At 66.8% G+C, this 13,894-nt stretch carries 14 protein-coding genes; 3 read left to right on the forward strand and 11 right to left on the reverse strand.

The annotated features are described in order from the left end of the window. Nucleotides 1-3: 3 nt before the first annotated feature. Entirely contained in the window at nt 4-552 is a 549-nt protein-coding gene (locus tag KUV26_RS00940; protein WP_222507031.1) for an RSP_2648 family PIN domain-containing protein, read from the forward strand. A gap of 49 nt (nt 553-601) precedes the next feature. On the opposite strand, the gene KUV26_RS00945 is transcribed toward KUV26_RS00940, so the two are convergent. Next, a complete protein-coding gene (locus tag KUV26_RS00945; protein WP_222507032.1) occupies nt 602-1,288 on the reverse strand; it encodes a M48 family metallopeptidase in 687 nt (228 codons plus the stop codon). Between the two features lie 57 nt (nt 1,289-1,345). After that, nucleotides 1,346-2,308 (reverse strand): sodium-dependent bicarbonate transport family permease, encoded by a 963-nt coding sequence (locus KUV26_RS00950; protein ID WP_222502279.1) that lies wholly within the window; start codon nt 2,306-2,308, stop codon nt 1,346-1,348. A 94-nt stretch (nt 2,309-2,402) separates the two neighbouring features. Between KUV26_RS00950 and KUV26_RS00955 the strand changes: the two genes are divergently transcribed. Then, nucleotides 2,403-3,347 (forward strand): LysR substrate-binding domain-containing protein, encoded by a 945-nt coding sequence (locus KUV26_RS00955; RefSeq protein WP_222507033.1) that lies wholly within the window; start codon nt 2,403-2,405, stop codon nt 3,345-3,347. Between the two features lie 103 nt (nt 3,348-3,450). Then, entirely contained in the window at nt 3,451-4,623 is a 1,173-nt protein-coding gene (locus KUV26_RS00960) for a threonine/serine exporter ThrE family protein (RefSeq protein WP_222502281.1), read from the forward strand. 3 nt (nt 4,624-4,626) lie between these two features. On the opposite strand, the gene KUV26_RS00965 is transcribed toward KUV26_RS00960, so the two are convergent. The 9 genes from KUV26_RS00965 to KUV26_RS01005 all read right to left on the reverse strand — a co-directional run bounded on the left by KUV26_RS00965 (nt 4,627) and on the right by KUV26_RS01005 (nt 13,718). Then, nucleotides 4,627-6,078, reverse strand: coding sequence for an HD-GYP domain-containing protein (locus tag KUV26_RS00965; RefSeq protein WP_222507034.1), 1,452 nt, complete (start codon nt 6,076-6,078; stop codon nt 4,627-4,629). 149 nt (nt 6,079-6,227) lie between these two features. After that, nucleotides 6,228-6,491, reverse strand: coding sequence for a cell division topological specificity factor MinE (gene minE, locus KUV26_RS00970; protein ID WP_222507035.1), 264 nt, complete (start codon nt 6,489-6,491; stop codon nt 6,228-6,230). A 5-nt stretch (nt 6,492-6,496) separates the two neighbouring features. After that, complete coding sequence (gene minD / locus KUV26_RS00975) at nt 6,497-7,315, reverse strand: septum site-determining protein MinD (RefSeq protein WP_409996792.1); 819 nt, start codon at nt 7,313-7,315, stop codon at nt 6,497-6,499. 43 nt (nt 7,316-7,358) lie between these two features. Then, on the reverse strand, nt 7,359-8,111 hold the full coding sequence (gene minC, locus KUV26_RS00980; RefSeq protein ID WP_222502285.1) for a septum site-determining protein MinC: 753 nt from the start codon (nt 8,109-8,111) through the stop codon (nt 7,359-7,361). Nucleotides 8,112-8,311: 200 nt separating this feature from the next. Continuing rightward, the gene (locus KUV26_RS00985; RefSeq protein ID WP_222507036.1) at nt 8,312-9,790 is read right to left on the reverse strand and encodes an alkaline phosphatase D family protein; all 1,479 of its coding nucleotides are present in this window, start codon (nt 9,788-9,790) and stop codon (nt 8,312-8,314) included. A gap of 112 nt (nt 9,791-9,902) precedes the next feature. Continuing rightward, a complete protein-coding gene (locus tag KUV26_RS00990) occupies nt 9,903-11,087 on the reverse strand; it encodes a vWA domain-containing protein (protein ID WP_222507037.1) in 1,185 nt (394 codons plus the stop codon). Nucleotides 11,088-11,106: 19 nt separating this feature from the next. After that, nucleotides 11,107-11,274 (reverse strand): hypothetical protein, encoded by a 168-nt coding sequence (locus KUV26_RS00995; protein ID WP_222507038.1) that lies wholly within the window; start codon nt 11,272-11,274, stop codon nt 11,107-11,109. A 48-nt stretch (nt 11,275-11,322) separates the two neighbouring features. After that, complete coding sequence (locus KUV26_RS01000; protein WP_409996936.1) at nt 11,323-12,744, reverse strand: DUF2927 domain-containing protein; 1,422 nt, start codon at nt 12,742-12,744, stop codon at nt 11,323-11,325. Between the two features lie 134 nt (nt 12,745-12,878). Further along, the gene (locus KUV26_RS01005; RefSeq protein ID WP_222507039.1) at nt 12,879-13,718 is read right to left on the reverse strand and encodes an AAA family ATPase; all 840 of its coding nucleotides are present in this window, start codon (nt 13,716-13,718) and stop codon (nt 12,879-12,881) included. Nucleotides 13,719-13,894: the final 176 nt, after the last annotated feature.

Consider the following 13,894-nt stretch of genomic DNA (forward strand, 5'->3'; position numbering starts at 1 on the left):
CCGGTGAAGCTGCTGCTGGATACCTGCGTCCTTTATCCGACTGTGATGCGGGAGATGCTGCTGGGCGCCGCCAAGCGGGGCCATTTCACGCCGCTCTGGTCCGCCCGTATCTTAGGCGAATGGGAGCGCGCGGCGGAGAAACTCGGCCCGGAGGGGGCTGCCCAGGCCAAGGCGGAGATCGCCCTGGTCCGGGCCGGCTGGCCCAAGGCGGAAGTGCCCCCGTCGCCGGGCATCGAATCCCGCCTCTGGCTGCCCGACAGCGCCGACACCCATGTGCTGGCCGCCGCCATCGCAGGCCACGCCGAAGCTGTGGTGACGCTCAACAACAAGGACTTTCCGCGCCACACCCTGGCCGAGGAAGGCCTGGACCGCCTGGGCCCGGATGAGCTGCTCTACGGGATCTGGCTGCAGGACAGCACCGGCATGGAGACGCTGGGGGCAGAGGTTCTGGTCGAAGCCAACCGCCTGTCGGGCGGCAGCTGGGAAATCCGCCCGCTGCTGAAGAAAGCCCGGCTGCCGCGGCTCGCCAAGGCCCTCTCTTCTTCTTTGTGAAAATACTCGGGGGAGTTAGAGGGGCCGGCCCCTCAACTCCGCTGCGGCCTCAGCCCTTGGCCCATTTCGCTTCCAGCTGCTCCAGCGCCGCGATGCGCTCTTCGGTCTTGGGGTGGCTCATCAGCCATGCCGGCGCCATGCCGGCGCGCTGCTGGGTCAGCTCCTCCAGCTTGGCGAACAGGCTCTTTTGCGGCGCCACGCCGATGCCCGCCTTGGTCAGCAGTGCCGCGGCGTATTCGTCAGCCTCATATTCATCGCCGCGCGACAGCCGTGCCGCCAGCAGCGAGGTCAGCACTCCGGCGATCCACGGCCCGATAAAGGGGATATAGCGGCCCAGGATCATCATCAGCGCGGTGCGCAGCGCGTTCTGGCCGGAGAAATCAATCATTCGCTTGCGGGCGTGCCCCAGCGCCACATGGCCCAGCTCGTGGGCGATGACGCTGGCCATCTCCTCGGCGCTGACCTCGCCGTTCTGGTATTTGCGGTAGAACCCGCGGGTGATGAAGATCCGCCCGTCCGGCGCCGCCAGCCCGTTCACCGGGTCGACCTCGTAGATGTGCACCGGAATACGGGCAATGTTCAGCGCGGCCGCCAGCCGGTCGGTCAGCTGCTTCAGCCTAGGGTCGGCCAGCTCGGTCGAGCGCTGGTCAAGCTCCCGGTGAGTGCGCCAGATGGAAATCCGGTACATGACAAGGCCATAGGCGATGGCCAGCAGAATGGGCAAAAGGCGCAGCATGCTTCAGATATGGGCCGGAACGGGCGGCAGCGCAAGGCGTGCCGCCTGCCCGGAGCTTCAGGACGCCAGCCAGTTATAGAGCGGCAGCCCGACGGTGATGTTGAACGGGAAGGTCACCCCCAGCGACAGCGTCAGGTAGATGCCGGATTCCGCCTTGGGCAGGGCGATCTTCATCGCCGCTGGCACCGCGATGTAGGAGGCCGAGGCCGCCAGCACCATCAACAGGAACAGGCTGCCGCTGCCCAGCCCCACGGCCCAGCCGGCGCCATAGGCCAGCAGTGCGCCGGCCACCGGCATTGCCGCGCCGAAGAAGAACAGTCCCGGCGACAGCATCTCCCGGTTCCTGATCAGGCTGCGGCCCGCCGACAGGCCCATGTCCAGGAGGAACAGGCACAGGATGCCGGTGAAGGGGGTGACGATGAACGGGGCAATCAGCTCCATCCCTTTGCCGCCGGTGATCGCGCCGATGGCAAAGGCGCCCAAGAGCAGCACAACAGAGCCATTCGCCAGCAGCTCGCGCCAGAACCCTTCGGGCCGCTGGCCGTTGCTGCCGGTGCTGTGCGCCAGCCACAGCGCCGACAGGATCGCAGGTACCTCCATCGCCGCGGCCACCGCCACCATATAGCCGTCATAGGCGATTCCCGTCAGCTCCAGCAGGCTGGTTGCGGTGACAAAGGTCACGATGGAAATCGAGCCGTAGTGCCCGGCCACGGCGGCCGCGTTCAGGCAATCAAGCCGGGTCAGCATCCTGAGCAGCGCGAAGGCGATGAAGGGCAGCAGGAACGACAGCGCCACACCGGCCAGGATGGTGGCAAACAGATCCGGGCTCAGCCCGTGCTCCGCCAGGCTGGCCCCGCCCTTGAAGCCGATCGCCAGCAGCAGATACAGCGACATGAATTTGGCGGCGCCTTCTGGGATCGACAGGTCGCTTCGGGCAAAGGCGGCAATCAGGCCAAGGGCAAAGAACAGGATCGTTGGCACCAGCAAGCTGCTGGCAAGGGTTTCGAGGGCGGCGGGCATCTGTCTCTCCATTCCGGTTCTTGCCCTCATGAATTGCACTGCAGCATAGTTCCAATATATTGTATCTAATCTTCACATAGGTTCAGGTTATGTAATGCGCCCAACCCTGCGACAGCTCGAATACATCGTGGCGGTGGCCCGGCTGGGCCAGTTCGGCCTCGCGGCCGAGGCGCTGAACGTCAGTCAGCCCAGCCTGTCGGCGCAGATTTCCGCGGTGGAGGAGGATCTGGGCACCCGGCTGTTCAAGCGCGGCCGGGCCGGCGCCCAGCCCACCGCGATGGGCGCGGAGGTGATCCGGCGGGCGCACCGGATACTGGGGGAGGTCGAGGACCTGCGTGCGGCGGTCACCGGCGGCGTGCCGTTCGGCGGGCGGCTGCGGCTGGGGGTCCTGCCCTCGATCGGACCCTATCTGCTGCCCAAGGCGGTCAGCGCCATCCACCGCACCCAGCCCAGCCTGCGCGTGATCGTGCGCGAGGAGAACACCCGGGATCTGGAGCAGGGGCTGAAGGCGGGGCGGTTCGACATGATCATCTCGACGCCCGAGGACCACCCCAACACCCACCAGGTCCGCCTGTTCAGCGAACGCTTGTGGATCGCCGCGGCGCTGGATGATCCGCTGGCGGCGGAGACCGGTCCGGTCGACGGCAGCTCCTTGCGGGGGCGCAATTTCCTGACCCTGGACAGCGGCCACCGGCTGTCGCGCATCGTCTATGCGCTGGCCTCGGGCTTCGGCGGCGTGGTGGCCGATGATTACGAGGGCACCAGCCTCGATTCGATCCGCCTGATGGCGGCCTCCGGCGCGGGTGTCGCGGTGCTGCCGGAACTGTATACCCTGCGCCAGCCGCAGGGCCGCAGCGAGGTGATCCTCCGCCCGCTTGTTGCCGAGGGCGCCAGCCGCGACATCGCGCTGCTGCAGCGGGCCGGGGAGGAAAGCCAGGCCGGCACCGCCCTTGTCAGTGCCGCGCTCCTGGATGTGGTGCGCGGCTTCGGCCTCAGCACCGGGCAGGCGGAGGCCGGCGCTGAGACCCGGCCGCCCTGACCGCCTGTGATGGCAGACATGCAAAAACCGCACTCCCCGCCGGGCCCTGCATCCTGTAAGGGGGCCGGACCCTAAGGCAACTGAAAACAACGGCTTCCGGCACATGGCACCGCTCTCACAGCTCCGCAACATCGCCGACACCGGCGAGACCCTGCACCGCAGCGGCTGTGCGCCCTACAAGATCGAGAAGTACCTGCAGTTCTACGCCAGGAAACAGGGCATCAACGTGATCGTGCAGGCCACGCCCACGTCGATTTCCTGCCAGTTCCCGGACGAGGACAACCAGTTCATCATCCGCCGCCTGGAGCCTGCGCAGATCAACCTCAGCCTGCTGGCCCGCACCATCATCCGCATCAACGCGGTGGAGGACCCGGGTATCGAGGAGCCGGGCCGTTATCCCGGCTGGCTGATCATGCTGGCCAATATAGCCATCCCGCCCGCCTTTCTGACCCTGATCGGCAGCGCCCTGACCACCATTGCGCTGTCGGCGGTGCTGGGGTTTCTGGTCTGGCTGTGCCAGCTGTTCTGCCGCGGCGACCGGGTGATCTTGGTGGAATTCCTGTCGGCGCTGGTGGCGGGCCTCGCTGTCTCCCTGGTTAGCAGCATGGGGGTGGAGGTGCCGGTCTGGGGCACCTGCATCGCCGCCATCGTGCTGTTCGTGCCGGGGCTGTCGATTGCCAACTCGCTGGAATGCCTTGCCTTCAACGACGTGATCTCCGGTTCGAGCCTTTTTGCCCAGTCGATATTCGTCCTGATGAAACTGTTCATCGGCATCTACATCGGCGTCAGCATCGGTGCGGCGCTCTGGGGGACAGCGCCGCAGGTGGAAAACGTGAACGAAGTGCTGTGGTGGATGCCCTATCTGGCGCTGCCGGCGCTGTCGTTTTCGATCGGCGTGATCTTCAACGCCCGCTTGGCCGACATCGCCCGCGCGCTGCCGGTAACCGTACTGGGCATGTGGGGGCCGCTGTACCTGGGCTTCGGCGGCGGCTGGATCGTCGGCACCTGGGTCACCGCCATGTGCATCACCCTCTACGGCACCTGGCTTGCCAAAACGCTGAACCTGACCGGCGCCATCTATATCGTGCAGGGGATTCTGATCCTGGTGCCCGGCAGCCGGGTGCTGATGAGCGCGACGCAATCGCTGTTCAATGAAACCCTGATGGCGGATGCCAGCATCGGCCTGTCAGCGCTTCTGATGTTCTCGGCCATCGTTGCTGGGCAGGTGACCGCGCTGGCGCTCTATTCGCAGAAGAACCGCAACCTCGCCAGCTAGGCGTCAGGCGCTGCGCTGCGCCAGGGGCAGCTCCCATTCCCCGCCGGCCAAGGGCGCGTCCGAGGCCGCGGGCCAGCCGCTCGCCGTGACCGCGTCCTGCAGGGCGGCATAACACTCCGGATCGATGCCGGGGCCTGCCAGGTCATCCATGATCGCATAGGTCTTCTCCAGCGGCAGCGCGGCGCGGTAGGGGCGGTTGGCGGTCAGCGCGTCGAAGATATCGGCGACCGCCATTACCCGCATCTCCTGTGTCAGCCGGCTGGCGTCCAGCCCGTAAGGATAACCCTTGCCGTCAAGCCGCTCGTGATGCGCTGCGCTTACATCCGCCAGCTCGCGGAAGGCATTGATCCGGCTCAGCACAGCGTGGCCCAGCACCGGGTGCTGCTTCATCAGGGCAAATTCCCGGTCTGTCATCTTGCCGGGCTTATCCAGAATGGTGTTGGAGATCCCCAGTTTTCCGATGTCATGCAGCAGCGCCCCGCGCACCATCCAGCGGCGCCGCTCCGGCGTGTATCCCAGCTGGTCGCAGATCAGCCCGGTATAGCGTGCCACCCGTTGCGAGTGGCCGTGGGTGAAGGGGCTCTTGGCATCGATGACCAGCGAGAATGCCCGGGCGATTTCATCCAGGTAATCCTCGTCCACGGCCTGGATGTGCTGGGCTTGCGGCGTCGCGAACACCGCGGCCTCCAGTGCGGGGGCCTGCAGATCCGCCAAAAACCGCGGGCGGCGGATTACAGCGGTGAAAACCGGCACCAGATCCGGGTCGAACCAGCTGCCGGCGCGCCGCTCCAGCTCTTCGGCCGCGGCGTCGGCCCCAAGGTCGGCTGCAAACACATCCGTCACCTGCGCCATCAGGGCAATCCGCGAAAACAGCGGGATCGCTTCCCCCTGGATGCCCAGCGGCTGGCCGCCGCCGTCCCAATGCTCATCCAGGCAGGCGATGCCGTCGGCGACATCCTCGGAAAACCGCATCTGCCGGGCAATCGCCGCACCGCGGTTGCAGCGGGTCTCGATCAGCTCGCCGGCGATCTCGCTGTTCCTGGCCAGCACCTGCTTCAGGGTTTTCAGGCGGGTCCAGGGGGCCTCAGCGGCAGCGGTGTTGCGCCACAGGAACCCCAGGCCCTGGCGCGGGCCGCTGACAGTCTTGAAGTTACGTTTGAAGGACAGATCGTCGGCCAGGTAGAGCTGACAGATCCGCGCGGCGTTGGAGCTGCACCCGAGGTCCTTCATTAACAGCGTGAAATAGAGATCGGAGCGCGCCTGCTGGCCCAGCCCCAGTTCTGCCGCCACCTGCATGCCGATCCAGCAGCAGCGGACGCAATGGCCCTTTGGCTGGCCTTCGGTCAGGTCCAGCGCATGGCTGAGCGCACCCAGTAGTTCGGCCAGCCGCAGTCTGTCCTGCGGGGCGTCATCGGCGGCCGGTCCGGGTCCGGCGGGGGAAGGGTAATGCGTCATGGGCCTTCAGCAGGGAACTTGCGGAAGGCCCATGACAACACGGGCAGGTTAACCTGCCCTGATCCGGCGCAGGATAGGGGTGGGGATTCTGCGCCGGATTTTCGTAAAATTTCCGGGGCCGCCAGTCAGCAGCCCCGCGGGCCCCGGCCCTAGTTCACGCCCGGAGTTGCCGGGAACTCTATGTTGATCTCCAGGCTCGACAGCTCGTCGCCGCGCTCCATCCGGATGTCGATCGCTTCGTCGCCGACCTGCATGTGGCGGCGGATCACCTCCAGGATGTCGCGCTGCAACTGCGGCAGGCAGTCGGGGCGGGCGCCGCCGCTGCCGCTGCGCTCATGCGCCAGCAGGATCTGCAGCCGCTCCTTGGCGGTGCTGGCAGAGGCTTTGCGGGGGCGGAGGGAAAATCCGAACATCGCGCTTACACCGTCCGTCCGAACAGCCGCTGCAGCAGGCCGGGGCGGCGGTCCGCGGCGATCCGCATCTCGATCTGCTCGCCGATCAGCCGGCCCACGGCGTCCTCATAGGCGGTGCCCGCGGCCGAGGGCTCGTCCAGCACCACCGGCACGCCCAGATTGGAGGCGCGCAGCACCGCCGGGCTTTCGGGGATAATACCCAGCAGCGGCACCGCCAGCACTTCCAGCACGTCCTCCACCGTCATCATCTCGCCGCTGTCGATGCGGGACTTGTCGTGGCGGGTGATCAGCACCTGCGCCTTGACCGGCTCGGCACCGGACTTGCTGGCGCGCTCGGTGATGCTGTTCAGCAGCCCCAGCACCCGGTCGCTGTCACGCACCGAGGACACCTCGGGGTTGGTCACAACGATGGCTTCATCTGCAAAATGCATCGCCATCTGGGCGCCGCGCTCGATGCCGGCCGGGCTGTCGCAGATGATATAGTCGAATTCCTTGCGGAGCTCGTCCAGCACCTTCTCGACGCCGTCCTTGGTCAGCGCGTCCTTGTCGCGGGTCTGCGAAGTCGGCAGCACCGCCAGGTTCTCCAGCCGCCGGTCACGGATCAGCGCCTGCTTCAGCTTGGCGTCGCCCTGAATGACGTTGATGAAGTCGAACACCACCCGGCGCTCGCAGCCCATGATCATGTCGAGGTTGCGCAGGCCGACGTCAAAATCGATCACCACCGTCTTGTGCCCGCGCCGCGCCAGTTCGGCGCCGACGGCGGCAGAGGTCGTGGTCTTGCCAACGCCGCCCTTGCCCGAGGTGACGACAATCACCCGGCCCAGCGGCTCTTCCAGTTTCAGGTCCTTGCTCATTGTCCTGCCTTCCTTACCCCAGGGCTTCCACGCACAGCCGCCCGTCCTGCAGGAACACCTGCACCGGGCGGTTCAGAAGCTCCGGCTCCAAATTCTCGCTGGTCCGGTAGAGACCCGCCACCGCCAGCAGTTCCGCATCCAGGCTGTGGCAGAAGATGCGGGCGCTCTCGTCGCCCTCGGCGCCGGCCATTGCCCGGCCGCGCAGGCGCCCGTAGACGTGGATGCTGCCCCGCGCGATCAGCTCGGCGCCGGAGCTGACCGGCCCGACCACAACCAGATCGCCGCCTTCGGCCACCACCGTCTGACCGGACCGCACCGGCCGGTTGATCAGCACATTCTCCGGCGGCCGCAGTTTCCTGGGCGGTTCGCGGCGCGTGCCCGGGCCGGTGTTCAGCGGCGCGTCCTTGCCGCTGGCCAGCAGGATCAGCCCGGCGTCCTGCGCTGCGGCGGCCTGGGCGGGCGTGGCGTTCTGCACCCCGAAGACCGCCAGATCCCGGCTGCGCAGGCTGTCCGCCAGCGCCCGGATCTCGGCAGGCCGGCTCAGCCCCGGCGCCTGGGCCAGATCCAGAATCAGCGGCGCGCCGTCAAAGAAATGCGGGCTCCAGCGCAGCTGCGCGTCCAGGGCGGCGTAAAACGCCTGATCCAGCGGCCCGTCTTCCGGGCGCAGGGCGACGGCGGTGAAATACCGGCCGCGAATCTGGAACGGCTTCACGCTTGCGGCAGGCGCACTGCCACGGGGGGAAATGTCATGATGCGGCACGCTCACGCGATGCTCCTGCTCGGGATTGGCGGCCTTGTTGCGCCGCGCCTTTTTCCCTTGGGTACCGCCTGCCGGGCTCGCCGTTCAACCAAGGCAGGGCGGCCTCGGCGGACAAGCGCCTGCGAAGCGCCGGAGCGGCGGATTTCCGCAGATGATCATCCTGTGATTGTGCAAAAGAGGGTTGCCGAACCCGCCGCCGCCTGCGGCTAGAGGGGCAGCGGCTCTGACCGGCCCGAGGATTCCAGATCCCAGCTGGCCGACCATTCCCCGCCGCGCCGCTCCAGGACCAGATAGTTCCGCTCCGCAGCATAGCGCCCGGCCTGGCCGGGAATGCGGCGGATGCGGATGGGATGGCCCGCCAGCGGCGCATCGCCCAGCCAGGACAGCAGCCCCAGAACCTTTGCCCAGGCCCTGGGCGGCGCCCGGTGGGTGATGCCCGAGGCTACCAGCTGGTGCAGGGTCTTGCCGCCGCCAAGCGCCATTTCACCGCGCGCGGCCAGATGGATCTCGCCGGAGATGGCGGTCACCTGCTGGCCGTCCTGCGCCGCCATGTCCCGCAGCATACGCAGCATCCGCCGCCAGGAGGCCCGGTGCGCGCGGCTCTGCCACTGGTCACGCAGGTCGTCCTCGTATTTCTGCATCCTTGGCATCAGCACCATCAGCAGCTCCAGCAGCGACAGCCGCGGCCCCAGCAATGGCACGCTCGACAGGAGCAGGGTGCGCCCCGCAAAGCGCCGTTCCGCCTCGGCCTTCATCATCCGCCAGCCGCCCCGGGCCATCACCCGCCGGCGGCTGCGCTCGGAGCGCAGGTCGGGGGCCAGCAGCCGCAGCCCGGCGGCTTCGATGCGCCAGCCCAAGTGGCGGCCCTCCGGGTCGGCGAAGCGCGGCGGCAGGTCCCCGTCGCGGCAGCCGTGCTGGAACAGCAGCGCCGCCTCCCGCGCGGCGGCAAACAGGGTCTGGCCGACGGGGGAATAGGTGCGCGCCCGGCGCAGGCTGCCCCAGCCGTCGCAGATGTCGTGGTCGTCCCATTGCATCAGCGAAGGCACGCGGGCCGCGATCCAGGCAAATTCGGGAGCGCTGTAAACCGCCAGATAGCGCTGCAGGAAACGTTCGCGCAGATGGCGGCGCAGGTCCGCCAGATCCTCCCGGGTCGGCACGCGGGGGATGCGGTCCGGCCAGTCTTCGCTCAGGGGGTGGCCGCAGGTCGCCTCGTCCGCATAGACCTGATCGCCCCCATGCAGTAGCAGAGAGAAGGGGGCGGCGCGGTGTGCCGCGCCCATCCGCGCCCACATGGCGTTGCGCTCCGCGCCGTCACGCTCCAGATCGCCGTGCTCCTCGCCGTTGCAGGAGGCATAGGCGATCCGCAAGCCGCCGCTGAACCCGCCGGTGACCTCAAAGAGGGTGCCGTTCCACCGGTAGGCGGAGGCCGTCTCAGCCGGCAGGCTGAACCGTGCCCGCAGCACCGTATGGGATTCATAATCCGCCAGGGGTTCAGGCGTCACGCTGCCGCTTTCCAGCAGCAGCGGGGGCAGGGCAGTTCCCCTTTCCGCAATGAACAGGGCGGACAGATGCATCCGCCCGCCGCGCAGATCATCAAGGATCAGGATAGGGCCGGTGACCGGGCCAGGGGCTGGTCCGGTGCCGGGGCCTGCGTCGGGGGCGGGTGTTCGGGTTCTGCTGCTCATGCCGCCACAACACCTAGGTGCAGGCTGGGCTGCAATCAACCGCTGGCCGAAGCCTGGCCGGAATTTGCCGGTTTCTGCGGCAGGCCCGCCTGCGGTGCCGGCGCGGGAGAATTTACCGAGACAGCTCCCGCATGCCGCGCTCCAGACCGTCCAATGTCATCGGCACCATCCTGTTCTCGAAAATCTCGCGGATCATGCCGATCGAATGGGTGTAGTCCCAGTATTTCTCCGGCACCGGGTTGATCCACAGGTTCGACGCCCAGGCCTCGCGCGCGCGCTGCAGCCAGACCTGGCCCGCTTCCTCGTTCCAGTGCTCGTTGGCACCGCCGGGATAGGCGATCTCATAGGGGCTCATCGAAGCGTCACCCACGAAGATGCATTTATAGTCCGGCCCGTAGGTGCGCAGCACGTCGTGGGTCGGGGTCTTCTCGTTCCAGCGCCGCCGGTTGTCGCGCCACACGCCCTCGTACAGGCAGTTGTGGAAGTAGTAATATTCCAGGTGCTTGAACTCGGCGCGGGCGGCGGAGAACAGCTCCTCCACCACCTGGATATGCGGATCCATCGAGCCGCCCACGTCCAGAAACAGCAGCACCTTCACTGCATTGTGCCGTTCGGGGCGTGTTTTCACGTCCAGATAGCCGTGCTCGGCGGTGGAGCGGATGGTGCCATCCAGATCCAGCTCCTCCTGTGCGCCCTCGCGCACCCAGCGGCGCAGCCGTTTCAGCGCCACCTTGATGTTGCGGGTGCCGAGCTCGACATCACCGTCGAGGTTCCTGAACTCGCGCTTGTCCCAGACCTTCACCGCGCGCTGGTGGCGGCTCTTGTCCTGGCCGATGCGCACGCCCTCGGGGTTGTAGCCGTAGGCGCCGAAGGGGGAGGTGCCGGCGGTGCCGATCCACTTGTTGCCGCCCTGGTGGCGGCCCTGCTGCTCCTTCAGCCGCTCCTTCAGGGTTTCCATCAGCTTGTCGAAGCCGCCAAGCGCCTCGATCTCCGCTTTTTCCTCGGCGCTCAGGTGCTTCTCGGCCATCTTGCGCAGCCAGTTCTCTGGAATGTCCACGGCTTCCATCACGGCATCAGCAGGGATTGCCTCCAGCCCCTCGAAAGTGGCGGCAAAGGCGCGGTCGAACTTGTCGATGTTGCGCTCATCCTTCACCATCGCGGCGCGGGCGAGGAAGTAAAACGCTTCGATGTCATAGGTCGCCAGCCCTGCCTTCATCCCTTCAAGGAATGTCAGGTACTCGCGCAGGCTGACCGGAATGGCCGCTTTGCGCAGGTTTTCAAAGAACGGCTGGAACATCGCAGGCCTCTGTTTGCTGTTACGCCAGCACCCGGTGTGTCAGAATGGTTGCCAGCAGGCCGAGAATACCAAAAACGATGGCATAGACAGCCCCGTATTGCAGCATGTCCAGGGTGTTGCCGCCACGTTTGCGGGCCTTCAGGGCGCCAATCAGGCCGCCCAGCAGAACGGCGGTGATTACGATCATGGTTCTATCCGTCTCTTGTCTTTCAGGATCAGTTTCTTGCGGGCCGCGTCAGGAACCGGAAGGGCGCAGAGCGGCGATTTCCTCCAGCCGGGCTTCCACCACCCAATCCGGGCCGAACCCGTAGCGCGCCCAACCCAGGCTGTCCAGCCTGACCCGGCGCGCCTCCGCGATGCGGCCCTCCAGCTCCAGCGCCTCGGCCTGCAGCATCAGCAGGGTGGACAGCAGGGCAGCATTCTCATGGGATGCGGCGGCCTCAATCGCAGGCTTCAGCCGGGCCAGGGCCGAGGCGCCATTGCCGGTGGCAATGTCATAGGCGGCCAGCTGCACCGCCACCTTGGCCTGATGGATGCCGGTGCCAGGCAGCCCCTGCAGGAAGTCCCGCGCGGTCAGGAAATGCTGCAGCGCCAGCTCCGGCTCGCGGATGTGCAGCATCCGTCCCAGCGTATAGTGGCTCAGCGCCCGGCGGTGGTCGATCCAGCCCAGGTCGCGGGCGATCTCCGCTGCCTTGTTGGCGGCGCGCAGCCGTTCGCGCAGCGAGGCCTGCGGCCCCAGCGCCCGCTCGTAGGCCGCAGCCCAGGCCCGCGGCGTCTCCGGCAGCCCCTGGGCCGCGGCGCCTTCGCCGCGCGGGTTCAGCCGGGCCAGGATGGCGGGCAGGCGGGCGGCGACCTGATCGCGGCTCATGCCGGTTCTCAGCTCGGGCGCATAGGTTGCGCGCAGGATCAGCATGTCGAACCCGGTCAGCACCGCGTGCATGTTGTCGTCGTTGAAGACCGAATCCGGCAGCCGGTACAGGTCATTCAGCGGCCCGATCGCCTGCGCCAGCTCCTCGTGCAGGCAGTCGCGAACCTCCTGCGGACTGGTGTCGTTGGGAAGGAAGACCGCCAGCCGGTCCCGCTCGCGCAGCAGCGCCCAGTTGGTGCGCGGGCTGCGGCGGTTGCGCCGGTACTCAGCCAGCGAGGAGACATTGGGCACCACAAAGCAGGCCGCCTTGGGCAGGGCCTGGCGGATCTCATTGCGCGAGACCATCTGGATGGTGATGCTGGCGGTTTCGCCGGACACCCGGCGGATGGAAATTCCGGCCTCCGCGCGCAGCCGCGCCAGCAGCGCGTTCAGCTCGCGGGTGAAGCCCGGCGCCGGCGTGCCGGTCACGCGCAGCGTGATCGGGGTCTCGAACCGGGTGAACTGGGGCAGGGTGCTGCCGCCCTCCAGCTGGAAATGCAGGTCCAGAAAGTCGCGGGCGACCGCGGCATTCGAGCGCTGCGGTGGCTGCGGACGGGGCGCCGTGAACACCTTGACCGGCGGCAGCGCCAGCGGCGCGGCAGCAGCGCGGGTCGGAGCCTCGACGCGGGCAGCCGGCGCCGTGCAGGCCGCCAGCGCCAGCGCTGTCAGAGCACAGGCTGCCGTCCTGAACAGGCGCCGCCGGCTGCGGCGGGGGGATCGAATTAAGTCCAATGCTGCGTCCGCGGGCACTCAGGCGTCTCCTGCTGGCCCGGCTGTCTCAGCCCGGCCCTGTTTCCTCTGATAGGGGAATGCGGCAGCAATTTGAAGCGAAACAGGCAGGCGCCGGGAAATGCGCCTGCCGACTGTGCCGTGACCCTGTGCCGTCAGCGCCGCCCGCGCGCCATGAAGGCAAGGCGCTCGAACAGGTGCACGTCCTGTTCGTTCTTCAACAGCGCCCCGTGCAGTTTCGGCAAGGCGCTGGCGCCGTCCCGCGCGATATCCTCCGGGCTCAGATCCTCGGCCAGCAGAAGCTTCAGCCAGTCGATCACCTCCGAGGTGGAGGGTTTCTTCTTCAGCCCCTGCGTTTCGCGGATCTCGTAGAACTGGGTCAGCGCAGCGGTCAGCAGCGCGTCCTTGATGCCCGGATGATGCACCGCAACGATCTGCTTCATCGTTTCCGCGTCCGGGAAGCGGATGTAGTGGAAGAAGCAGCGGCGCAGGAAGGCGTCCGGCAGTTCCTTCTCGTTGTTGGAGGTGATGATCATGATCGGCCGGTGCTTCGCCCGGATCGTCTCGCCGGTCTCGTAGACATGGAACTCCATCTTGTCGAGTTCCTGCAGGAGGTCGTTGGGAAACTCGATGTCGGCCTTGTCGATCTCGTCGATCAGCAGCACAACCTTCTCGTCCGCCTCGAACGCTTCCCACAGCTTGCCCTTGCGGATGTAGTTCTTCACGTCATGCACGCGCTCTTCGCCCAGCTGGCTGTCGCGCAGGCGGCTGACGGCGTCATACTCGTAAAGCCCCTGCTGGGCGCGGGTTGTGGACTTCACGTTCCACTCGATCATCCGCAACCCCAGCGCCCCGGCAACCTGTTTTGCCAGCTCGGTTTTCCCTGTTCCGGGCTCGCCCTTGACCAGCAGCGGCCGCTCCAGCGTCACCGCCGCGTTCACCGCAACCTTCAGATCGTCCGTTGCAACATATTCCTTAGTGCCCTGAAATCGCATATCTTTCCCGTATCCGCCATGATTGATGCCGCGATGCCGCGTTGTTATCACGGTTTTAACCAAACGGCGCCACTATTGTGTAGTGACATTCCCTTCCGATAGGGATAAACGCTGCGGCAGAGGGGGAGCCACAATGTTCAGGTGCAAATTATGACCAGCATTATGGGCCAGACCGA

This window comes from Leisingera daeponensis (genome assembly GCF_019801465.1).
In the GTDB taxonomy this organism is placed as follows: Bacteria; Pseudomonadota; Alphaproteobacteria; order Rhodobacterales; family Rhodobacteraceae; genus Leisingera; species Leisingera daeponensis_A.